The sequence below is a fragment of the Enterococcus sp. LJL120 genome (assembly GCF_054871765.1).
Genome location: NZ_JBTXLV010000004.1, coordinates 120,528 through 144,139 on the forward strand (window position 1 = coordinate 120,528; position 23,612 = coordinate 144,139).

Genomic DNA, 23,612 nt, shown 5'->3' on the forward strand with positions numbered 1-23,612 from the left:
AGGAGCCACAGTCACAAGTTAAAAACTCATGACTGTGGCTCCTTTTATTTTTTCATGCGCTCTTTTCCCTCTTGACAAATACTCAACAAAGGGCAGTGATTACATTTAGGACTACGGGCTAAGCAGTGATACCGGCCAAAGAAAATCATCGTATGATGAGCTTTAACCCAATCTGTTTTGGGAATTTTTTTCATCAAAGTTTCTTCTACTTGTAAAACATTGGCATCCAGCTTGCAGATTCTCAAGCGCTTTGACACTCGTTCAACGTGTGTATCCACGGCAATTGCGGGAATTCCAAAGGCATCTCCCATCACAACATTGGCCGTCTTACGACCTACACCGGCTAGAGAAGTCAATTCCTCTCTAGTTTGCGGCACTTGCCCATTAAAATTATCCAACAATTGCTGGGCGCAGGCTTTGATATTTTTAGCCTTATTACGATACAAGCCAATCGATTTTATTTTTTCAATAATATCTTCTAAAGGAGCTGCCGCTAAAGCTTCAGGAGTCGGATAGGCTGCAAAAAGCTGTGGTGTGACTTTATTGACCGAAACATCGGTTGCCTGAGCACTTAAAATAACCGCAATCAATAGTTCAAAGGGATTGCGATGAACCAATTCTCCGTATGCATCAGGAAACATTTGGTACATTTGTGCTAAGGCCCACTGAGTTTTTTCTTTACTAATCACGAGGCTCCTCCTTTAACCAATTGTAGAGACTGACCTTAGGTAACGGTTCTCTACTTAATTCTGGTGCTTCCTTTTTTAACAAAGCATCTTTACGCCGTTGCTGTTCTTGTTGGACTTGCGCTTTGGTGGTAATATTTTTTTTCTGCCAAGCCAATAAAATCCGATCAACATAATTTAAATTATACGCCTGATTTAAAACGGCTTCCCTTAACGCCAGCTGAATCAATTCAGGCTGATAGGAATCTTCTTCCAGCCACTGGCCAATTCTTTGGTACTCAATTGGTGATAAAGGACGGCCAAACTCCTCTTCAAAACTCTGATAAATTCCGGCAACCTTTGATTCTTCGGCCTGTTCTTTTATGATATCTGCCTGCTGTGCAAGATTTTCCTCTAACCGGTCAAAAATCAAGCTTAAATCATATTGATCGCTGCTACGGCCGTTGGCATCATCGGTGGTAATGATTTCAATCATTTTTTTTCCCACTAGCTGATTCAATAATAAAAAGACCCGCTCTTGAGGAATGCCCATCGTCTCGGCAATCTGGCTTAAATCCGGAAAAAAATCACCCGTTCGTTGTTTTCCTGCTAAATGAATCCACAGCATCATTTCCTCTGGAGAAATTAACAGCTTCTGGTAATTATTTAATAATAAATTCGGGATGTAAACCCCATCATCCCGATAGTAATCTTTTAATTTGCTCATCTTGTTCCCCCGCTTCTTTTACAAGTATACTAAAATCATCGGTTTTTTTCAGCAAAAAAAGCTGTGGTCTCAGCTTTTAACAAAAATCCATTTTCTTTCCTATTGAAGTTTTTAAATTCAAAAGGAAATTCAGAAAATCTGCTATTTTCAGCAGGCCTTCTAAGAAATTTTTGTAAACTGATACCACAGCTATTCATGTAATTAAATTAGATGGAGGAATCGTTCCGCAGATTGCCGTTGGCTTGTTCTAAAGCCGCTTGAGCTAAAATGTTTAAATAGTTCCAAGGACGATCGAAATGCGGTTGGAAGAAGAAGTCCTGTAAAGCCAAATCTTCTAAGGTCATTTTATTTTGCACAACTACTGATAAGGTATTAGCAGATTGTGTAATATCATATTTAGACAATAATTGACCTCCAACAATTCGGTTGGTGCCTTTTTCCCAAACCAGCTCCATGAAAACTTTTTCAGTTGTTGGCATAAATTCTGGACGATAATTATCATCGACAATAATTGAATCGACCTCAACGCCTTGCAGGCGAGCACTTTCTTTGGTTAAGCCAGTCGAGCCGATGTTCCAGCCAAACAAGTACAACCCAGAAGTTCCTTGCGTTCCCCGGTAGCGGAGTTGATTTTGTTTAATGTTTTTACCGACAATCATTCCTTGACGTACCGCATTGGTTGCCAATGGAATGTAAGCCAATTCACCAGTTGGATTATAATGAACAACTGCAGAGTCACCAGCCGCAAAAACATCTGGATGGCTGGTTTGCATGTAGTCATTTACCTTCAAAGCACCATTTGGCATAGTTTCCAATTGATCTTTAACTAATTCATTATTTGGCATAAAGCCAACACATAAAATCACCATGTCAGCGTCAAAACTTTGACTGGCAGTTTTCACCATCTTAACTTTGCCGGCTTCATCCGCCTCAAAGGAAGCGACATTTTCGCCTAAAGCTAAGGTAACACCCCGCTCTTTTAAATCTTCCTCTAAGATATCAGTAAAGGGCTGATCAAGATATTTATTTAAAATGCGGCTTAAGCCATCGATTAGAGTTACTTCTTTACCAGATTCAGCAAAAGCTTCAACCAATTCAATCCCAATATAACCACCACCTACGATAACTACTTTTTTAGCATCATGGGATTTTGCGATGATTTCATTAGCTTGATTATAATTTTTACACAACAAGATGTTTTCTGAATCAATGCCAGGAATTGGCGGAATAATCGGCCAAGAACCGGTTGTTAATACTAATTTATCGTAAGCAACGGTTTCACTCGTGCCAGTTTTCAAATCTTCAGCGACAATTTTTTTCTCAGTAACATCAACACTTGTCACATTGTGTTCCATATTTACAGTGGCGCCAAGGCCCGCTAATTCTTCAGGGTTTGAATAAAACAACCCCGCTGGATCTTTGACAACACCGCCGACATAAAGGGCGATTCCACAAGATAAGAAAGAAATATTATCGTTTCTTTCGTAAACAATCACTTCTGCGTTTGGCTCTGTTGCTAAAATATTTTTTACTGCTGCTGTGCCGGCATGGGTACAGCCAATTACAACTACTTTCATTTGAGACCTTCCTTCGGATAAGTTTTTGGTACATTTTGAATATATCAAAGGACCGCCTTAAGAAACAGTTTTTTGCTTGTGATTTCACAATACTTATTCTAATTGGTAATGAAATGAATTTTCAAAAGAAAGCTTTTTTCAAAAGGCTTTCTGACAGTGAAGATAAATTTTTAATTGAAAATCATTCTTGTTCAATAAATTTTCGGAAAACAAAAGTGAAAATATATTTAAAGTTTCTTTAATTGCCAATTCAAAAAAGTTCAAAGTTCCAATCAAAGGTGATTGAAACTTTGAACTTTCATTAGAGTTATTTTTATTTCACGGCTGCAATGATTTCGATTTCCACTAGGACATCCTTTGGCAGTCGAGCTACCTCAACCGCTGAACGTGCTGGTAAGTCGGCTTGAAAGGCAGTCGCATAAACTTCGTTAAAGGCGGCAAAATCTTCCATATTTTTTAAAAAGCAGGTCGTCTTCACAATATTATTAAAATCAGTGTCTGCCGCTTTTAAAATCGCTGCAATATTTTTTAAGACTTGCGTGGTCTGTTCGCTAATAGTGGTCCCCACTACTGCACCGCTCTCAGGATCCAAAGGTACTTGACCGGAAGCAAAAAGAAAACCATTCACCACTTTACCTTGAACATATGGACCAATCGCTTTTGGTGCTTGATCAGTTTGAATAATTTTCATCAGAGACCTCTATTCTTCTACATTTTTTCTTGGCATTCAGGACAAATACCATAAACTTCTAACCGATGATCTTGAATATCAAACCCTGTCAAACGGCCCGCTGCAATCTCCACATCATCCAGACTTGGATAATGGAAATCCGCAATTTTACCACAGTTTTGACAGATGGCGTGATAATGTCGATGGGTACTAAAATCAAAACGACTAGAGGCATCTCCGTATTTCATTTCCTGTACGAGTCCTAATTCTGTTAACATTCTTAAATTATTGTAAACAGTTGCCACACTCATGTTAGGAAAACGGCTTTCTAATGCACGATAAATTTCGTCAGCAGTCGGATGAGTATGATATTCGACTAGATACTCCAGTACGGCATACCGCTGAGGTGTAATACGAATGTTAGCTTCTTTTAACTTACTAATGGCATCTTTGACCATTTCGTTTTCCATTCGTTACCCTCCTTTTCTATAGTTTTGTTTGTAACCCTTTTATTAGCTTTATTGTAAGGTTTTTTAGCATGTTTGTAAACTACTAATCAGTTTAATCATAAAAAAACCAATAATCTTTAAGTTTTGACCACAAAAAGATTATTGGCTGAAATTATTCAAATGCTGCAGCGTCATCTAAGTCATCTGACTGATAATTTTGTGGCGCTGTCAGATTACCTTTGCTGATATCAAAAGTCACTGAATCCGTCATCGCCAAATATTGATTAAAGACGCTCATTCCGACAACGGTGCCTTTAGTTTCAGCAGAATCGACATAACGGACCTGAGACGTAATCTGAGCCCCTTTTGATTGGTATTCATCAAAGAAATACTTCGGCAAATCACCTTCGACCATCGTGCCCCGCAAATCTTTAATATAAGGACGGCCTAATGAGTAAATTGCCTCAACTTGCGTATTGCTGTTGGCGGTTAATTCCGTTCCGGCAGGGACACTTTGAGAAATCAGTTTTCCGTATGTCGCACTGTCTGAATAAACTGTCTTAACGAGTACAAGTAAATCGGCACTAGCCGAAGTTGCTTCTTCCGCTGTATAGTCTCCAAAATTCGGCACAATGATGGCCTTGCCTAGAGAAACTGCAACTGTCAGAGCATCTCTTTTGGCAACTTTTTCATCCTTAGGTACACTTTGTTCAATGATTGCCCCAGCTTCCACCTCGTTGTTAGCTCGCTCTTCATAGGTCACTGAAATTTCATTGGTTTTGGCCCAGCTCTCGACCTCACTTTTCAACTTATTGGTAAAGTCAGGCATCGTAATATTTTTTTCAAAAACTTCTTTGCCTCTAGAAATATACAACTTGGCCATTTCTTTGCGCTGATAGGTCTCTCTAGTGGTTTCTTTATTGCCAAATTCTAACCGCAGCGGCTGATCTTTTTCAACGGTGTCACTGTATTCTTCAATGATTGAAAAATTACTGGCCTGATTTTGTTCCTTCCATTCTTCTGCTGCCGCTTTGCTCATGGTCATAAAATCTGGCATGGAAATTACCGCATCTGGATCAGGACCTTTACTGGCAGTAATTGTCACCACCGAACCCTTTTTAACTTTTTTAGCCGTGTTAGGTGATTGTTTAATCACCTGGTTGATAGCGACCGAATCATCATACTCTTGAATTACTTCAATCTGCAGATTATTTTCCGTCAACCAGCTTCTAGCATCCCCTAAGGATTCACCGGTAAAATCAGGCAGCTGCACATGGTTCATTTGATAGTAGCCAAAGCCACCTAATGCTACCACAATCGCTAGAATTGCCCCGATAATCGACCAGCGAATAATTTTTTTTCGCTTATAAGTGGGATCAAATTCGCTACCGTCGGCTAAGATTGTCGGCTCTTCTTGAGCTTCTTTGTTCTTCTTTTTAAAGAAAGACTTTTTTTTCTTCGGGCTTCGTTGTCCAGTTACGTCTTGATCAACCGACTGGTCTTTGGTTTTATGATTGGTTTTCTCATTTGTCTTTTTCTGATTTTCTTTACTTCTTTTTCTGTGATGCATTGGAGTTTCAGCAGGTGTCACAGCTGAATCGGGAACTTTAGAACTTTCGGCTTCTTCAACAACCTTTTCTTTCTTTTCGACAGTTGCTGGCTGCTTTTGTTCTGTCGAATTGTTAGGCGAATTTTGTTCTAAAGCGTCTTTTTTCGGCCCCTTATCTTTGTTTTCGCGGGGCTCACGCTTTTGATAATTCTCCTTGTTGAAGTTGGATAGAAAATCACTCATAAGCCTTTAGCTCGCCTTTTTTCAGATAAAAAGTTTGATCTGCCTGATTGGCAATATCATTGGAGTGGGTCACGACAATGACACATTTGCCATGATCTCTAGCCAGCTCTTTAAAAATTTCAACAATTTCCAGCTCCATCTCTTCATCAAGATTTCCTGTCGGCTCATCTGCTAAAATAATATCGACATTCGTAGACAACGCCCGGGCAATCGCCACCCGCTGCTGTTCTCCCCCGGAGAGCTGATTGACCTTACGATCAGCCTTCGTTCGGTCAATGCCAATATAATCTAAAAGATTATAGGCAATTTCTTGATGATTGTCCGGTAGCTGATTGTCGGTAATCGACATCGCCACTAAGACATTTTCCATCGCAGTTAAATAAGGAACTAAATTATAACTTTGAAAGACGATGCTGATATTATCCCGCCGATATTGTTCATAGCCGATTTTTTTAATGTCCTTGCCTTCAAATAAAATTTTGCCGGCCTTTGGTTCGTCAAGGGCCGCAATTAAAGATAAAAAGGTTGTTTTCCCGGAACCAGATTGTCCTAAAATCGTATAAAATTTACCTTTATCAAAGCTGACGGAGGTTTCCTTTAAAATCCGTCTGCGCCGATCACCATCTTGATAAAAATATTCTAATTTTTCTGTTTTTAATAAGGCCATTTGCTTTCCATCCTCTCTTTTTTACAAGTCGTTAAATCCAATTACATCATAATTTTCTTAGGATTTAAGCGTAAAATATAAATCAATGGCAACAGAGCTGAAGCAAAGACCGTTAAAAGTCCTGTTACGATAAAGGTAACAATGTAGCCCATTGAGAAAGTCACTTCATAAGCATTTTGAATCTGATCTGCCGTTAATGATGGATTGTTGGTAAAGACATCATAATAATAACTCATATTATCCATATTATTGCCATTGGAAGCTAACATGTCACTTTGCAGCAGAGATTCTGAAAGACTGCCGCCTAAAAAATTCCCCGTGACTAATGAAAGTCCCATTGCAATGATGCTGATAATTAAAAGTTCAATCAAAATCTGGAGCACAACATTGCGGCGATGTTCGCCGATTGCCAGGTAAATCCCCAGCTCATGCTTACGGTCTCTTAAGAACAAGACAACCACTAGTGAGATAATCACCAAGGTGGCAATCACCGCGACAATCACAACATAACCAGAGATTTGCGATAATTTCTTCATGCTGCCGCCGACTTCATCATAGGTATCTGTCGAAGCGCGAATAATATAAGCACTTGGCAACAATGTTTCGGCCTCTTGACGGAAGGCCTCAACATCCTCAGGTGAATTCAATTGATAATTTGGTGTCGCATAAAATTGATTTGTTTCTTCTTCGTCGAACTCGCCACCGTAAAGATCTGGATCAGCTTCAAACTGACTGCGCCAATATTGGACATTAATTTCCTGAACTGCTCGGTTTGGCATATAAACGGAATTAAACTGAGTAGCCTCCACATAAACTTGATCAAAAAATTGTTGATTGCCTTGTTCGCTGTCTTCTTGTTTTGTCTCAATCACCTGCGGATCAAAAATGCCGATGACTTCAACTGGAAAATCGATGCCTTTTTCATAGGTACTTTCTTCTGTTTCCGAATAAATATAATTTTGCGAATCGACAACGACTTGATCTCCTACGCTAAAGCCGTTCTCTTCGGAAACTTTTTTAGAAAAGATGCCGACCTGAGCACCATTGGCAATCTCTTCAGCGGTAAAATAACGGCCATCAACTAAATCGACAATTTTATCAGAAAAGCTTAGCGGGGTTTCCAAATTGGTTCCGACTAATTCTAGCTGTGGCTGCTCTGAATTGCCATAGACAACGCCTCCTTCATCTCCATAATCAGGCTGCATGGTTTTAAAATTAGCCGTGTTGATATAGGCGCGGACACTATAATCATATTCCTTCACATAGGATAAGTTGCCGATTTCTTGAATGGTTTCCTCCGATAAGTTCTCTGGCGCTTCACTGGTTTCCCAGTCAAATTCCGGATCAATCTCAGCGGTGGCGGTAGCGCCTAAATCATTTTTCATTTTCTTTTCAACATTGGCTGTTGACTGCTGAATGGCAATCGCTCCGGCAATCACATTCCCTAAAATAAAAATTACTAAAAATAAAATCAAAGACTTGCCTTTACGCCGGGTGACACTCGCTAATGCACGTTGTATAAAATTCATTTCAATTCCCCCCAATTATCCCTTCAAAATAGTTTCCTTAGCTTTAATAAAATTCAACTTCCCACGATTGAGTCCTAAGACAACATCGGGAAAATGATTTAAATGCTGTTGACTAACCATCACAACCACACAAATTGCCAGTTCTTTGGCTAGATAATCCAAAAAGTTCAAAAATAAACGCTCGGTATAACTATCAAGGTCCTCCAATAATCCGTCTGCAACAAATATCTCAGGATTGCGACCAACTGCCTTGGCTAACTCATATTTCTTTTGTGTAATCAAATCTAATTTTTCTAACGGCAGCTTGCTGGTTTCTTTTTCAATGCCGACTTTTTTTAACCGGGCCAAACAATCTGCTGGTGTCACCTTTTTATCGGTTAACCGACAATAATACAATAAATTGGTCAAAGGACTTTCAAACGGCAGGAAGTTATACTCTCGCAAAATCAAGCCGACTTGCTGCTTACGATAATAAGTCAATTGTTTACGGGTCAACAATTGGCCAGCAAATTTTAGACCGCCTTTGTCAAATTGAACTAAACCTGCCATCGTCGCCGCCAACATCGTTTTTTCCTGTGGCTGAGTGCCATAGACAAAATAGACTTTTCCCTTCTCAAAACTAAAATTGAGATTTTCCAAAAGTGGCCGCTCCTGATTTTGTGCATAGAGTGTTCCGTGATCTAAAACTAAGGTCATAGCCCTCGTCCTCCCTCCTTTAAAATCCTCCGCAAATCCAACTGTCTGATCTGATAGATGAGCGGTACCAAAAGAACCAAAAAGTAGCTGAATAATAGACCGATTAACAGCCAGCTGACCTGTGGCTGAATTGTTAGATTGCTGACAGTCCCCAAAACTTCTGCGGCATCAATATTATCAAGGCCAAGCTCGGTTAAGACATTTTCAACATTTAATCCTAGCTGATTTTCCTGCCAACTTAAGAAAAGCTGTCCAACGGCAGGACTGAATTTTAAATTTAACAGATAGGCTAAGACTCCGCTGACAGCGACAGTGCCACCGCATTCTAATAGTGCCTTTTTGATTAAATCAATTTTGCTAAAGCCAATCACCAGCTGATAGATGACTCGCTGTTTGCGGCGCTTTAGGACAAGCATCATGCCGATTCCTAACAAAATTAAACTGAGAGCGCTAAATAAGATTAAGACGGTTTGAAATTGATTTTGCGCTTCCCTTAAAGGTTCAGCCAATAAATCCCCGAACTCCCGATTCGTATAGAGTTCGTAATCAATTGGTAAGCCCCAATGCCGCAGCTGCGCTTCAAACTGCCGCAACATCGTCTGATCTTTTAGGGTATAATTCGCCTCCCAATAGACAGCCGTCGGATCCGCTTTAAACATGGCCTCGGCCCCGTCAACAGTCAGCATGATTTCTGGAAAATCAAAAAGCGTCTCTGAGACAATACCGCTGATTGTTAAACTAGCGGATTGATTATTTGGCATCAATCCTTTGATGCTATCACCGACTTTCAAATTATTTAAGTCCGCTAATTCCTTGCCGATTAAACATTCATGATTTTTTTCCGGCAACTTTCCGGCAACTAATTTCTTTTCTAAATTTCCGCTGAATTGTGATTTTTTAATAAACGTCAGATTGATGTAGGGAGTTTCTTCAGTGGTTGTTGAGTAATCCGATTCAGGTATTTTTAAATCCTCTGCTATCAAAAAGGCTGTGCCGCGAATTGTGTAATAATTAACATAATTTGAACTGCCAAATTTGCGAATATCTGAAAGAAATAGCGGTTTGTACTCATATCCCGTCGTATCATCCTCGTAGTAGACTTGATTTAGACTAACCTGCGAACGATAGTGGTTTTCCACTTGATGAGCGGTTCGTTGAAATTTTTGTTGACCACTCAATAAAAATAGTTCAATTGAAAAACATACGGTGAGGGCCAGCAGCAGAAACAGCAGAATTTTTTTTCGTTTAAAAAAATCTTTTACCATCTGCATGACAACCTCCCTTCGTTTTTTTATCATACCAAAAACTTTGTTAATTTTTTGTTAACTCTTTTTTATCCAGTAAATAAAAAAATATTGTAAAAGAAAATGACAAACCCTTCAGCCGAAGATCCCTAGCGGCCTTTTTAAAAAAGCCTGCTAGAAAATTCCTCGACTAAAAAGTTTGTCATAGTTAAATTATTATCTGATTTAATTTTATTTTTATACACTGACCCCACTAAGCAAGGGGGAAACTCATGTAGAAGGTGGACCCTTTTTTGGCTTGACTGTCGACAAAAACATAGCCTTGGCAAAGATCACATACATGACTGACGACAGCTAGTCCAATACCGTAGCCATCGGATTTCAACCCTCTGACCCGATAAGACTCTTTAAAAATATTTTCCTGCTCTGTTTCTGTCAAGCCAATCCCCTGATCTTTTACTGCCACCACGACATTTTGATACTGGCGGCTGACGGAAACTTCAATTTTTTGATTTTCACCATATTTAATCGCATTATCAATTAGATTAGCTAGAGCACGGTAAATCCAGCGATTTTTGGCTAAAATAGTCGTCTCAGCAATCTCAGAAAATTCAAAACTCAATTGAGGATACACTTTTTTATAAGCATCACAGACCTCTGCTGCTAACAAGGCAACATCGACAAATTCCGTGGTCTCAGTTTCACTGCTGGAAAGCGTTAAAATATCATCGACAGAATGGGTCAAGTAATCTAGCAGCACCGCTTCCTCTTGAAATTCTGTACTTTGGGCTAAGCGGGTTTTAATAATCGCAATCGTATTTTTTTGATCGTGGGCTAGATAACTGTTAAGCCGCCGAAAATTTTCATAACGCTGACTGTAAGATTCCTGCAGCTCGTGTAACACCCTTTGCACCTCTTGGCTGTCATCTCCTTGATAATCAGCTAAAGTTTCCACTTGTTTTAAGTTTTCTATCATCCGCAAAGTTTTTTTGCGATGGTAGCCTTCAAATAAGCGCCAAAAAAGTACCAACAAACTAAAGCTAATTAAAAAAAGTAAGAGAAACAAGAGGCCTAAGCGATTAAATAATTCTCGCAAAATCAGGGTATTTAGCTGTGTTCCACTGATTGTCGTCCTCGGTTGAAAACTATAATCATAGCTGAAAGAAGACGCATCGTTGCTAAAATACTGGGTATTCGATTGGGTTTGAAACTGCGTTTGCCCGTAATAATCAAGCAGTACGTGCTGAAAATCGGTAATCCAAAGAATAAAGACGATTAAAAAAACGATACCTAAACTAATAGCCAGCGCACTGATTAACAGGCGCAGCCAAAAATTAATATTGCGTTTTATTCCCATAAACGATACCCCTTGGAACGAATCGTCAAGAGCACTTCTTCGCCGCCGCTTTCCTTTAATTGTTTTTTTAAGCGGGCTAAATGGACCCGTAAAACCGAAGAAAAAGGGTCGAAGTTTTCATCGTAGACATGCTCTGCAATTTCCTCTAGAGAAACCACGGCGGGATGTTTTTCAGCGATAAACTGTAAAATATCAAATTCCTTTGGTTTTAACTTGACCCTTTTCCCTTTTAAAAGTAGCTCATGCCGAATTGGATTTATTTCCAAATCGCGAATGATAATAGTGGGGTTGCTGCGGCCTTGGAACCTGCGGACCACCGCCCGCAAGCGGGCAATTAATTCGATTAAATCGTAGGGTTTCACCAGATAGTCATCTGCTCCAATATTTAAGCCTAATGCGCGGTCGCTGATTTCGTCACGGGCTGAACCGATGATAATTGGTGTTTGAATTCCTTCTGAACGGAGAAACTCCAAAATTTCTAAGCCGTCTTTATCTGGCAAATTCAAATCTAATAAAATGACATCGTAATCCGTGATGTAGGCTTTTTCTTCTCCTTGAACGCCGGTATAAGCTAAATCTACTGAAATGCCTTCTTTTTCAAGACCCACTTTAACTGAGTCTGCCAACTTTTGATTGTCCTCGATGATTAAAACCCGCATAAATTTTCCTCCACTGCCTCGTGTCTTCATTACTATTAAAACAGAAAAGCAGGAAAATTATTAGCCTTTTCATAAAAAAAAGCAAAGCTGCGAGCACCTTTGCTTTTAAATGAATTATTTAATCTTCGAATTGATAGAGGGCTGTCGACAAGTAACGTTCGCCATTATCAGGTACAATCACGACAACTTTTTTGCCAGCACCCAGCTCTTTCGCTTTTTCAATAGCCGCAAAAATTGCCGCACCTGAAGAAATTCCAACTAGAATTCCTTCTTCTTGTCCGACTTTGCGGGCCATTGCCATCGCATCGTCACTGGAAACCGCCAAGACACCATCATAGACTTTAGTATCCAACACTTTGGGAACAAAGCCAGCTCCAATACCTTGAATTTTGTGGGGACCAGGTTGGCCGCCTTCAAGAACTGGTGATTCAGTCGGTTCCACTGCATAGACCTGAATATTCGGATAAACTTTTTTCAGCTCATGACCAGCACCAGTCACAGTGCCGCCGGTTCCAACACCGGAAATAAAAGCATCCACGCCAGCATCGCCAAAAGCTTCGACAATTTCAGGACCTGTTGTTTTTTGATGAATTTCCGGATTGGCTTCATTGTCAAATTGCAAGGGCATAAAGTAACCGTTCGCTTCTGCTAATTCAGTTGCTGTCGCAATCGCACCCTTCATACCTTCTGCACCCGGTGTTAAAATTAATTCTGCTCCATAAGCTTGCATCAGCTTGCGGCGTTCAATACTCATCGTATCAGGCATTACAATTTTAACTGGATATCCTTTGGCTGCTCCCACCATCGCTAAACCAATACCAGTGTTTCCAGAAGTTGGTTCGATAATAGTCGTGCCAGGCGTTAAACGGCCATCCGCTTCCGCTTGTTCCACCATGCTTAAAGCGATCCGGTCCTTTACGCTGCTGCCGGGATTAAAAAATTCCAGCTTAACGTAAACTTCCGCTGCATCTTGAGGGACAACTCTATTTAATTTTACAATCGGTGTCTTGCCAATTAACTCGGTAATCGATGAATAAATTTTTGACATATACGTTACTTCCTTTCAGCTAACCTGTTTGTACAAACAATCATAGCGAAGAATTGCTTTTTTTTAAAGCAATTCAACTCAAAAAAACCGTTTGCCTAGTTTTGGCAAACGGTAAAAGTTTTTTTATAGTTCGTTGAAGCGAGCAACAACATTTTCAACAGTGAAACCAAATTCGGCTAAGACTTTATCACCAGGTGCAGATGCGCCGAAGTGATTGATTGTAACAGAAGCCTTCGCATAACGGTCCCAACCAAATGGAGAAGCAGCTTCAATTGCTAAACGATTAGTGACTGCTTTTGGCAAGACACTTTCTTTGTAGGCGGCATCTTGCGCTTCAAATAAATCAAAGCTTGGCAGGCTGACAACTGAAACATCTTTACCAGCTTTAGCTAATTCAGCTTGGGCCTCGATAGCTAAGTTTACTTCAGAACCAGTCGCAATTAAAATGCCTTCAGGTGTTGCGCCTTTTTGAGCAGAAATCACATAGCCGCCCTTTTGAACATTTTCATCAGCGTGTTCCTTTGTGCCTTCAATAACTGGCAAGTTTTGACGACTTAAAACTAAGACAGTTGGTTTGTCAGTTGTCTTCATAGCAATTTTCCATGCGGCAACTGTTTCATTGCCATCGGCTGGCCGAATCACTTGCACGTTTGGCATAGAACGAACACTTGCCAATTGTTCAACAGGCTCATGGGTCGGGCCATCTTCACCAACTGCCACAGAATCATGGGTTAACACATAAACTACTGGTGTTTTTTGAATAGCTGACAATCTCAGCGCTGGACGCAGGTAATCAACGAAAACAAAGAATGTTCCGCCGTAAACTTTGGTACCACCGTGGACTTGAATTCCGTTCATAGCTGCTGCCATCGCAAATTCCCGCACACCAAACCAAATGTTGCGGCCTTCGTATTGGCCAGGTTGAAATTCTTTTTCAGCTGCGACCATCGTGTTGTTAGAAGCAGATAAATCAGCAGAACCACCCCAGAAACTTGGCACTTCTTTTGAAATTGCTTGGATAATTTCTTTGCTGGAAACGCGGCTGGCTTGACTTGTGCCAACTTCATAGCTTGGTAATGCAGCTTCCCAATTTTCAGGATATTGACCGGCAAAAGCTGCTTCAAATTGCGCTGCTAAATCTGGGTAAGCATGTTTGTAATTTTTAAACATTTCATCCCATTCAGCTTCCGCTTTAGCTCCCCGGTCGCCAATCGCTTCTTGGTAACGAGCAGTTACTTCATCAGGAACTGTGAATGCGGGTGCATCCCAACCGTAAACTGTTTTAGCCATGTCAATGCCTTCTTGACCTAAAGGCGCACCGTGAACAGCAGAGGTGCCTTCTTTTGGTGAACCAAAACCAATAATTGTTTTGACTTCGATTAAAGTAGGCTTATCTGTTTCAGCCTTCGCTTCTTCAATCGCTTTGTTGATAGCATCTAAATCATTGCCATTTTCTACACGAATATATTGCCAACCGTAAGCTTCATAACGACCTTTAACACTTTCAGTAAAGGCTTTGCTGGTTGGACCATCAAGAGAAATATCATTTGAATCATACAAGACAACTAATTTACCAAGTTTTAAATGACCTGCTAAAGAACTTGCTTCTTGAGACACGCCCTCCATCAAGTCCCCATCGCCACACAATGCAAATGTGTAATGATCCATCACGTTAAAACTTTCTCGGTTGTAAGTAGCTCCCAAATGAGCTTCTGCCATTGCCATCCCAACGGACATTGCAATTCCTTGCCCTAAAGGACCCGTTGTCACTTCAACGCCATCTGTATGATGAATTTCTGGATGTCCTGGCGTTAAGCTATTCCATTGACGGAAATTTTTCAAATCATCAATCGAAACTTTATAACCGGCAAGGTGCAATAAGCTGTACAACATTGCAGAGCCATGACCGGCAGACAAGACAAAACGATCGCGATCTACCCAGTTTGTTGAAGTTGCTGGATTAATTTTTAAATGTTTGGTCCACAATGTATAAGCCATTGGGGCAGCTCCCATTGGTAAACCTGGATGTCCTGAATTAGCTTTTTGGATTGCGTCAATACTCAAAGTACGAATTGCATTTACACCTAGTTGGTCGATTGTATCAAACAAAAGAATCCCTCCGTTTTTTGGTTTTGGTTTATTTTACTTTTATTCTATTTTTATTGTAACCGATTCTATTTTATCAAGCAAACTTTTTTTAGTTTTTTTTACTGAAATTAATCAGCGATTGTGCAGACCCTTTTCTTTTTGAATCTGTTTCAATTTTTCCGGAGTGACATCAGTTCCCTCAGGATCGACGACTTTCATTCCTTCTATATGATGTTTCATGCCAGAACGAAAAGCTTTTAGGTACTCTTCCCGCAAATTTTTTTGTTCTTTTGATTCGGCTTCATTCAGCCCTTCAGCTTTTTTCTTGCGAGCCAATTCGTTAATTCGATTAATTTTTTCTTCTGAAAGCATATTACCAGCTCCTCTCTTTGTTTATCATAGTAAAAACTCTAAAGATTTACAACTGAAAGCCAAGCAATTATTTTGCTAATGACAAAATAGCGAACAAACGTTTGATTTAGCTAAAAAGCTATGGTAAACTTTGGTTATTATAGAAAGAAGGTGCGACAATGGCTAAGCGAACAGAGAGTCGCCAGTTAGAAGTCCTGCAATATATTCATGATCGTGTCACAGCTAAAGGATACCCGCCAACGGTCCGGGAAATTGGCGAGGCGGTTAACCTCTCCTCGACATCAACTGTCCATGGTCATTTATCACGACTAGAAAAAAAAGGTTTATTGCAGCGTGACCCAACAAAACCACGGGCGATTGAATTAACGCAGCGAGGACTGGAAAAATTAGGCATTCGCAGTGAGACCATCCCAATGCTGGGGATTGTAACTGCCGGCGAGCCGATTTTAGCAGTCGAAGAAGCGACCGATTTCTTCCCGATTCCACCGAATTTATCAAATGAAGAAGGTTCGTTGTTTATGTTGACGATTCGTGGTGAGTCGATGATTAATGCGGGTATTTTTGATGGCGATTTTGTGATTGTCCGCAAGCAAAGCACCGCACAAAACGGCGACATTGTCATTGCAATGACTGATGAAGATGAAGCGACCTGTAAAAGATTTTTTAAAGAAACCGATCATATCAGACTACAACCAGAAAATGATAAATTGGCTCCAATCATTTTAGCTGATGTTGCCATCTTAGGAAAAGTTGTCAGCCTGTATCGCGATCATATCTATTAGAAGGCAAAATAAAGTCATTTAAAAATGGCTTTATTTTTTTCTTTACAAATCGAACAAAAGTTCGTATAATACAAATACAAACATTTGTTCGTATATTAAAAATGAGGTGAATAACATGATTGCAATTCGTCGCTTTGGGTTAGTCTTGTTGATTTTAGTTGTTGGAATGTTCGTCGGTAATCTTGGTATGGAAAATGCCATTTTAATAGTAGCTCCGTTGTTTATTATCTGGTTTATTTTGTGGGATGAAAAAAAATATCGTGCACAAAAACGTAAACAAGCAAAAAAAGATGAGTATTATCCCCATTACTATCAGTAAGGATTCTCTAAAATATTTTTGAAAAAGTCTGCAGTTGCAGACTTTTTTGATTTTCAAAGCCTGTTATTTCTCTCTCCTTCAAAAAATACTTTCTAAAAGAAATTCTCATGATTTAGCTAGAAAAAAATTAGAAAAGACTAATCAAAGCTAACACATTTTAAGCTTGGTCTTTTGTTATTTTGTGATATAATTAACTAGCATAATATTTTTTTTATTCTATTTTATTTTTGGGGGTATCATTATGAAAAAAGTGCTATTAACTAGCATTACTTTATTTTCTGTGCTGACACTAGCAGCTTGTCAGGCAGACGAAGACACGTTGGAATATTCAACTAGTGCTTCTTCAACCGTAGAATCAACAACCGCATCAAGCAAGGAAGCAACTGAAGCTTCTAGCGATGCTACATCTGGTGCTAGCGAAAGCGAAGCCGGAACTATCTGGATTTCTGATGGTTCAGAAATTGGTGAAACACAAGAAATTCCAGCAGCGGGTACAATTTACATGCGTCAATTGTATACTGCACCCCACGGAGATCGCGCCTTTGCCATTACAAACGTAACAATGGATGGCGACACAATTATCTCCGCCCGCATGGATGAGTTCCAATATATTGAAGACGACGGCTCTGGTACTTGGACTGGCGTGCCTAACTCAGATGCAACTTTTGGTGAATCTTATCCAGAAGGAACTATTTTAGCTGGTAAAGAAGAAAACAACGAAGCCTATTCTGAAATGATGGCTGAGTCTGGTGCTACTTTAACTTGGAAAGACAACATGGAAGCCATCACCGATTTCGTAGCTGGTAAAACAGCAGCAGAAATTCAAACATCAATTGATGAATTAACTGGCGGCAGCGAAGTAGCTGATGTTGTAACGGGCGCAACCTTTGCCGATACAGCGGGTTACTTGCAAGCAATTGTCGACACAGCAACTAAAGGTATGGTTTCAACAGGAATTGAAACTAGCAATACTGATTTAAGTGAAGCAATGGTTCTGGCTGCACCTCACGGAGATCGTTCATTTGCAGTGGTAACTGTTGCGATGGATGGCGATGTTGTTGCCAATACCTTTGTCGATGAATTCCAATATTCAGATCCTGCTTCTTACGGCGGCGTACCAAACTCTGACGCTACTTTTGGCGAAGGTGTTGCAGATGGTCAAGTTTTAGCTTCTAAATTTGCAAACAACGAAGCTTATTCTGAAATGATGGCTTCAAGCGGTGGCGCAACTCAAACTTGGATGGAAAACGTTGAAGCAATTGATGAATTTGCTAAAGGCAAAACAATTGATGAACTAAAAGCAGCAGTTACTGAATTAGAAGGTTTAAGTGAAGACGACAGCCCAGCGGATGTTGTCACTGGTGCTACCTTCTCTGATTCTGCTGGTTACTTATCAGCAATTATCGAAGCAGCTGAAGCAGCAATGAATAATTAATCTTTAAGCACACAAACTAGAAACCAAACCATTGAGGAATTTTTTCCGATTGGTTTGGTTTTTTATTTTTCACGAAAAAAAACAGGAACCGAACTCACTTTAATTTAGTGAATTCAGTTCCTGTTTTAAATGTTAAACTAATTTAATTACTGGTCTCAGCAGTCGAATTAGTCGTGCTAGTACCAGTCGCTTCTTCTTGGTAAGATTCAATTTTGAATAAATCAACGGTGGAAATGTCATTGTTTTGACTGTACAAGCTGGTTGATGCATCCCCCAACTCCGCTTCAATGTCGCTTAATTGCTGAGTTTGGTTTAGATAATTGTAATCAGAAGAATCAACTGCAGTTAGGCCACTATCCGTGTAGAAGCGTAGTAAATCACCGTTATTAATCTCATCAGAAGTCGTCAATTGTAAATTGACTTCTTCCTTCCACGTTTCGATTTGTGCAAGGAGCTCTTCAGAAGGCTCTTCAATGGCTAAGCCAGTAGTATTATCATAAATTGTTTCGTTAACATAAGTATAATCCGGTGTAATAAAGTTCCCATTTCTAAAGGCGACTAATTGTTGATTGTCTGCAGAGAACAAATCTTGTCCTAGTTGCAGATAGCTGGAAGTATCCACACCTAACAAATGCAGAAGTGTTGGTAAGGCATCTACTTCGCCACCGTATGTGTCATTTACATAACCATCCGTTGCACCAGGAACATGAATCATATAGGGTACCCGTTGCATTTGTGTGTTATCAAAATCATCCCATGTGGCACTGTCTTGACCAAGTAATGGCGCAAGATCGGTATTACGGGAGTTTGAGATACCATAGTGGTCGCCATATAAAACAATAATCGAATTGTCATACAAGCCTGATTCTTTTAAATAATTGAAAAATTCTTCAATCGCTGAATCAAGATAATTTGCTGTTGCAAAGTAACCGTTGATTGTATCATCAGAAGTAGTCGCTAACGGGAAGCCAACGTCATCACCAGTTAAATTATTATAAGGATAGTGATTAGAAACGGTGATGAACTTCGCATAAAACGGTTGTTGCAAATGCTCCAAATATTGAATCGACTGGCTTAAAAATGGCTTATCCATCAAACCATATTGGAAAGAATTTTCATCCGTCACATCATAATAAGAAGAATCAAAGAAATAATCATAACCAAATTGTTTATAGGTTTCGTTACGATTCCAAAAGCTTCCGGAATTTCCATGGAACACAGCCGATGTATAACCTTGCGTCTGATCTAAGATTGCCGGAGCTGCTTGGAAAGTATTTTCACTCCCCAATTTAGTAAAGAGCGAGCCTTCGCTTAAACCAAACAGTGAATTTTCCATCAGTGTTTCCGCATCACTTGTCCGCCCAGCACTAACTTGATTAAAGAAATTACTAAAGCTATAGGTGCTATTGCTGTGATATAAACTATTTAAGAAAGGGGTCACCTCATGAGCGACGCCATCTTCATCCACCAAACTGTAATCAATCAGAAATTGTTGGAAGCTTTCTAAATGAATCACAATCACATTTTTACCTTCAGCGGTGCCAAACATTTCTGTGTCAGGTGCGGCATAATGATCGCTGACATATTCTTCAACTGAATCCAAGTCAGTTGCACTAGCTTCGGCCCGCACTTGGTTGGTATTATAAGTCTCTACTCCGTCATAAACAACAAAAGCATTCAGTCCTAAAAACTTCACAATATATTCTCTAGAAAAAGTTCTAGTCAATAAGCCTGGGCGGAAGATTTCTGCTGTAAATAAATTGACACTCAACAAGATGGCCGACAAAGCCAAGCTAGCAACTGCTTTGCGTTTTGGCAAACGCACTTCACTGAAGTCCACTTTTTTGCGGATAAACAAGATAATCAAAATAACATAATCGGCTAAATAAATCAGGTCATAAGGGCGAAATAGCTGTAGAGCACTCTCCCCTAACCCACTGGCAACTTTGCCAAAGCCTAGAACCGTATTAATCGTTATAAAATCCGTATACTCTCTAAAGTACAATACATTAAAGACAATCAACGCATTCATCAAGGTATAAACCACCATGCTGGTGATGGCAAAGGCCGACTTGCGTTTAATAAAGAGGGTTAATCCTAGTAATAAAACAATCGATCCAAGGGGATTTACTAAGAGGATTAAATATTGATACACTTCATCATAACTGAGTTTAAAGTCCACGAGATATGCAAAAATTGATTTAAGCCACAGCAATCCAGCCAATAAGATAATGTACTTTCCACGAGACAATGGAAAAATTGTTGCTAGTTTCTTCTTCATAACAGCCTCCATACTTTCTTTTCCGTATTCACTTCATCATAAAACTCTTTCATGAAAAAATCCATTTATTTTCATCATAATTTATCTATTTAACGATACCTTAAAAAAATTGGCTAAATATGAATTTTCTTATAAGAAAGTATGACGAGAACAAATAAAAAGACTGGAGAACCTTTGCTTAGAAATCTTCTGCTTTTGCTCAGCTTGAGTTGTCTAACATCAGCAAGACATCACCAATAACGTGCCTTTTGAAGAGCAAAATAAAATTTCTCTGCTTCCTATGATCCTACAGTCTTTAAAAATTAGTATTCCATCAAAGTTAAAATATCATATTGTTGAATCAAATCACGGCCCTTTAAGTCCATCAATTCAATCAAAAAGGCACAGCCGACAACTTCGCCGCCTAATTGTTCAACTAAATCAGTGGTAGCTTTAATCGTGCCCCCGGTTGCTAATAAATCATCACAGATCAACACCCGTTGGCCTGGTTTAATCGCATCCTCATGAAGGGTCAAAATATCTGAACCATATTCCTTTTCGTAAGAAACTTCAATCGTTTTACGGGGTAATTTCCCTTTTTTTCTGACAGGTGCAAAACCAACGCCGAGTTCATAAGCCACCGGACAGCCAACAATAAAGCCCCGTGCTTCTGGCCCAACCACCATATCAATTTGTTTTTCCTGCGCATAATTGACAATCTGGTTGGTAGCTTCACGGTAGGCCGCCCCATCTGCCATCAATGGTGAAATATCTCTAAAGACAATACCTTCAGAAGGATAATCGGGAATACTTGCAATATAATCTTTTAAGTTCATTTTGTTTCTGGTTCCTTTCATTGTCTGCTCACTGTTTAGGAGCAATCTAAACTCTTTTTATCAAAATTTTGATAACACGTTCAGCATTTTTAAGCCAGCAACCATTTTCTCAGACCCTCACTGTCCGTCAACAGTAAAAATTCTTCATTTTTAATGCGCTGCAAACGGTCTTGATACAATTGACTAGCTGTTAAAGGCTGATTTTCGGTTACCACTACTTTTGATAAAACACCGTTTTCTATTGTAACAAATTTCAGCTCAGAAAGCACTTGAATCATAAAAACTAAGAGGGATTTAGGAATTTTTAAATAATTGACCAGCTGGTCTAGCTTAAAGCGGACATCGATTTTTTCCTGCTGTTGAACTAACTTAAACAGGCGCGCAAATTGTTCCCGACTGCCCATGCCATTCAAATAGGCTTCGTCTGGAGAATAGCCATAAAAATAAATTCTAGAAAAACTGCCGGCAGCTAAAATCTCTTTAATACAGGTCAAATCCTTTGGCACATCTACTAAAGCTAGCTGTTGATAATGATTTTTTGCAATTAGCTCTTGAATGTCTGGTAAATTATTGTAGACGGTAGCGGCATTTTTCATCGCTTCAGGTAAAATTTTCAGACTGGCCTCTTGAAAGGCCAAAATCAGAGTGCTCTCAGTAGCCAGCACTTCCTGCCACCGATATTTATTGCGCCAGTCAAAGAATTGCAATGCCTCATTTTGATAATCCTGCAGCATCACCTGAGGTTTTTTACGGCCGTTCCACTCATTGATATTCAGTTGGCCGGCCACATCAATTGGTCCGCTAAATTCATTAGCTTCCGGACCAAAACTAAAGGCCAAGACATCTAAATCGCCAGCCTCCCCAATCGCAAACTTTAAATGCTGCTGATTAGCACCAATCACTTTAACATTTTGCGGCAAAACATCTTTGAACAAAAATGTCGGAATTGGATTATCCGTTCCAAAGGGAGCCAAAGTGTTTAATTCATTAATTAAGGCAATCGTCGCGGCTTCAGGCTGCAAAATTTCATCAATTTGCAGCGGACCTCCCTGCGTTAAATCAATATTATTGGAACGAATATAGTCATTCATTTGCTCCTGTAATTCGCCAAGATTTTCTGCCGGCAAGGTCAGCCCCACCGCCGCATGATGACCACCAAAATGAGTGAACAATTCCCGCATGCTATCTAGCATGGCAAACATATTTAATTGGGCGACACTGCGGCCTGAACCTTTTGCCGTACCGTCTTCTTTTAACGTTAATAAGATTGCCGGTTTGCCGGTGGTTTGTAAAATTTTACCGGCGACAATCCCTAAAACCCCTTCTTGCCAACCGGCTTGCGCAATCAATTGAATTTCATTTACCGGGTCGACTGCAGCCAAAGCTTCCGCTGTCATTTCTTCAACGATTGTTTTTCGCTGATTATTTTTTTCCTCTAAAAAATCTGCCAGCTCCTCAGCTTCTTCTTCGTCAAAGGTTGACATCAATTCAACGCCGGGGGAAGCATCACCTAAGCGACCAATCGCATTCAACCGCGGACCGATGCCAAAACCAATATCCCCTTCGGAAAAATTGCTGATTTCAATACCACTTTTACGAATTAAGGCACTCAGCCCAATCCGTTCGGTTTGTTGAATAGCTTTTAAGCCAGCCATGACCAAGAGCCGATTTTCACCGGTTAATGAAACTAAATCGGCGATAGTTCCAATCGCCACTAAATCTAAAAATTCAGCGGGCACCTCTTCTAATAAAGCGGTGGCAACTTTAAAGGCAACGCCAACACCTGCTAAATCTTTAAAGGGATAATTGCCCTCAGGATGCCGTGGATGGATAATTGCATAAGCCGGCGGTAATTCAGCCGGTAGTTCGTGATGATCGGTGACAACCACATCTAAACCATTTTCTTGGGCATAAGTAATAGCCTCCATGCCAGAAACACCATTATCAACTGTAATTAATAATTGGTAGCCCTCCGCCACAAATTCTTGATACTTAGCTAAATTGGGGCCATAGCCTTCTTTAAAACGATTTGGCAGAAAATAATTGACGTCGGCTCCCAACAGCTCTAGGGTTTCCTTCATGACAGTCGTGCTGGTGATGCCATCTGCGTCATAATCGCCGTAAATCATAATTTTTTCGCCGGATAAAACGGCGGCTTTAATTCGTTCCACACCCTTTTCCATCTCAAAAAAAAGATAGGGATCAGGTAAATTATTTAAGTCGTTATCAAAATAACTTTCTAAATCCGCTACTGTTTGATAACCTCTTTGCCAAAGAATTTTTCCTAGAAACGGCGAGAGTTGATGAGCACTCAACCATTCTTCATATTCTGTTGGTAAAGTTTCTCTTTCAGGTAGTTGCCATTGAAATTTCGCTGCTTTCACGTCGTCACTCCTAACCTAGGTATTATAGCAGAGGCTTCCCTAAAAAGAATAGCCAA

At 39.9% G+C, this 23,612-nt stretch carries 21 protein-coding genes; 3 read left to right on the forward strand and 18 right to left on the reverse strand.

Annotated features, from left to right (window positions below):
* Window positions 1–44: 44 nt before the first annotated feature.
* The 15 genes from nth to ACYSNU_RS08125 all read right to left on the reverse strand — a co-directional run bounded on the left by nth (window position 45) and on the right by ACYSNU_RS08125 (window position 15,540).
* Window positions 45–689 (reverse strand): endonuclease III, encoded by a 645-nt coding sequence (gene nth, locus ACYSNU_RS08055; RefSeq protein WP_461736665.1) that lies wholly within the window; start codon window positions 687–689, stop codon window positions 45–47.
* Window positions 682–1,392 carry a DnaD domain-containing protein gene (locus tag ACYSNU_RS08060; RefSeq protein ID WP_461736666.1) on the reverse strand — a complete coding sequence of 237 codons (711 nt, stop codon included), beginning with the start codon at window positions 1,390–1,392 and terminating at the stop codon, window positions 682–684. Before ACYSNU_RS08060 ends, nth begins: the two co-directional genes overlap by 8 nt.
* 206 nt (window positions 1,393–1,598) lie before the next feature.
* The gene (locus ACYSNU_RS08065; RefSeq protein WP_461736667.1) at window positions 1,599–2,969 is read right to left on the reverse strand and encodes an FAD-dependent oxidoreductase; all 1,371 of its coding nucleotides are present in this window, start codon (window positions 2,967–2,969) and stop codon (window positions 1,599–1,601) included.
* A gap of 313 nt (window positions 2,970–3,282) precedes the next feature.
* Complete coding sequence (locus tag ACYSNU_RS08070; RefSeq protein WP_461736668.1) at window positions 3,283–3,660, reverse strand: RidA family protein; 378 nt, start codon at window positions 3,658–3,660, stop codon at window positions 3,283–3,285.
* 17 nt (window positions 3,661–3,677) lie between these two features.
* On the reverse strand, window positions 3,678–4,109 hold the full coding sequence (gene perR, locus ACYSNU_RS08075) for a peroxide-responsive transcriptional repressor PerR (RefSeq protein ID WP_265457634.1): 432 nt from the start codon (window positions 4,107–4,109) through the stop codon (window positions 3,678–3,680).
* 151 nt (window positions 4,110–4,260) lie between these two features.
* A complete protein-coding gene (locus ACYSNU_RS08080) occupies window positions 4,261–5,880 on the reverse strand; it encodes a PASTA domain-containing protein (RefSeq protein WP_461736669.1) in 1,620 nt (539 codons plus the stop codon).
* Entirely contained in the window at window positions 5,873–6,547 is a 675-nt protein-coding gene (locus tag ACYSNU_RS08085) for an ABC transporter ATP-binding protein (RefSeq protein WP_265457638.1), read from the reverse strand. Before ACYSNU_RS08085 ends, ACYSNU_RS08080 begins: the two co-directional genes overlap by 8 nt.
* 41 nt (window positions 6,548–6,588) lie before the next feature.
* On the reverse strand, window positions 6,589–8,076 hold the full coding sequence (locus tag ACYSNU_RS08090; protein ID WP_461736670.1) for an FtsX-like permease family protein: 1,488 nt from the start codon (window positions 8,074–8,076) through the stop codon (window positions 6,589–6,591).
* 15 nt (window positions 8,077–8,091) lie between these two features.
* Window positions 8,092–8,772 carry an ATP-binding cassette domain-containing protein gene (locus ACYSNU_RS08095; protein WP_461736671.1) on the reverse strand — a complete coding sequence of 227 codons (681 nt, stop codon included), beginning with the start codon at window positions 8,770–8,772 and terminating at the stop codon, window positions 8,092–8,094.
* Window positions 8,769–10,043 (reverse strand): ABC transporter permease, encoded by a 1,275-nt coding sequence (locus tag ACYSNU_RS08100; RefSeq protein WP_461736672.1) that lies wholly within the window; start codon window positions 10,041–10,043, stop codon window positions 8,769–8,771. Before ACYSNU_RS08100 ends, ACYSNU_RS08095 begins: the two co-directional genes overlap by 4 nt.
* 226 nt (window positions 10,044–10,269) lie before the next feature.
* Window positions 10,270–11,373 carry a sensor histidine kinase gene (locus ACYSNU_RS08105; protein ID WP_461736673.1) on the reverse strand — a complete coding sequence of 368 codons (1,104 nt, stop codon included), beginning with the start codon at window positions 11,371–11,373 and terminating at the stop codon, window positions 10,270–10,272.
* Window positions 11,364–12,032 (reverse strand): response regulator transcription factor, encoded by a 669-nt coding sequence (locus tag ACYSNU_RS08110; RefSeq protein ID WP_461736674.1) that lies wholly within the window; start codon window positions 12,030–12,032, stop codon window positions 11,364–11,366. Before ACYSNU_RS08110 ends, ACYSNU_RS08105 begins: the two co-directional genes overlap by 10 nt.
* Window positions 12,033–12,150: 118 nt before the next feature.
* A complete protein-coding gene (gene cysK / locus ACYSNU_RS08115) occupies window positions 12,151–13,080 on the reverse strand; it encodes a cysteine synthase A (RefSeq protein WP_461736675.1) in 930 nt (309 codons plus the stop codon).
* 123 nt (window positions 13,081–13,203) lie between these two features.
* A complete protein-coding gene (gene tkt / locus ACYSNU_RS08120; protein WP_461736676.1) occupies window positions 13,204–15,189 on the reverse strand; it encodes a transketolase in 1,986 nt (661 codons plus the stop codon).
* 111 nt (window positions 15,190–15,300) lie between these two features.
* Window positions 15,301–15,540 carry a DUF896 family protein gene (locus tag ACYSNU_RS08125; protein WP_461736677.1) on the reverse strand — a complete coding sequence of 80 codons (240 nt, stop codon included), beginning with the start codon at window positions 15,538–15,540 and terminating at the stop codon, window positions 15,301–15,303.
* Window positions 15,541–15,698: 158 nt separating this feature from the next.
* On the opposite strand from ACYSNU_RS08125, the gene lexA reads away from it, so the two are divergent.
* The 3 genes from lexA to ACYSNU_RS08140 all read left to right on the forward strand — a co-directional run bounded on the left by lexA (window position 15,699) and on the right by ACYSNU_RS08140 (window position 18,076).
* A complete protein-coding gene (gene lexA / locus ACYSNU_RS08130) occupies window positions 15,699–16,322 on the forward strand; it encodes a transcriptional repressor LexA (RefSeq protein WP_461736678.1) in 624 nt (207 codons plus the stop codon).
* A 115-nt stretch (window positions 16,323–16,437) separates the two neighbouring features.
* Window positions 16,438–16,641, forward strand: coding sequence for a hypothetical protein (locus ACYSNU_RS08135; RefSeq protein WP_461736679.1), 204 nt, complete (start codon window positions 16,438–16,440; stop codon window positions 16,639–16,641).
* A 241-nt stretch (window positions 16,642–16,882) separates the two neighbouring features.
* Window positions 16,883–18,076: a peptidoglycan-binding protein gene (locus ACYSNU_RS08140; RefSeq protein ID WP_461736680.1), complete on the forward strand. Its 1,194-nt coding sequence runs from the start codon at window positions 16,883–16,885 to the stop codon at window positions 18,074–18,076.
* A gap of 142 nt (window positions 18,077–18,218) precedes the next feature.
* On the opposite strand, the gene ACYSNU_RS08145 is transcribed toward ACYSNU_RS08140, so the two are convergent.
* From ACYSNU_RS08145 to recJ, 3 genes are all read right to left on the reverse strand, one after another.
* Window positions 18,219–20,357, reverse strand: a complete 2,139-nt coding sequence (locus ACYSNU_RS08145; RefSeq protein WP_461736681.1) for an LTA synthase family protein — start codon at window positions 20,355–20,357, stop codon at window positions 18,219–18,221.
* A 302-nt stretch (window positions 20,358–20,659) separates the two neighbouring features.
* The gene (locus ACYSNU_RS08150; RefSeq protein ID WP_461736682.1) at window positions 20,660–21,172 is read right to left on the reverse strand and encodes an adenine phosphoribosyltransferase; all 513 of its coding nucleotides are present in this window, start codon (window positions 21,170–21,172) and stop codon (window positions 20,660–20,662) included.
* Between the two features lie 89 nt (window positions 21,173–21,261).
* A complete protein-coding gene (gene recJ / locus ACYSNU_RS08155) occupies window positions 21,262–23,556 on the reverse strand; it encodes a single-stranded-DNA-specific exonuclease RecJ (RefSeq protein ID WP_461736683.1) in 2,295 nt (764 codons plus the stop codon).
* Between the last annotated feature and the right edge of the window lie 56 nt (window positions 23,557–23,612).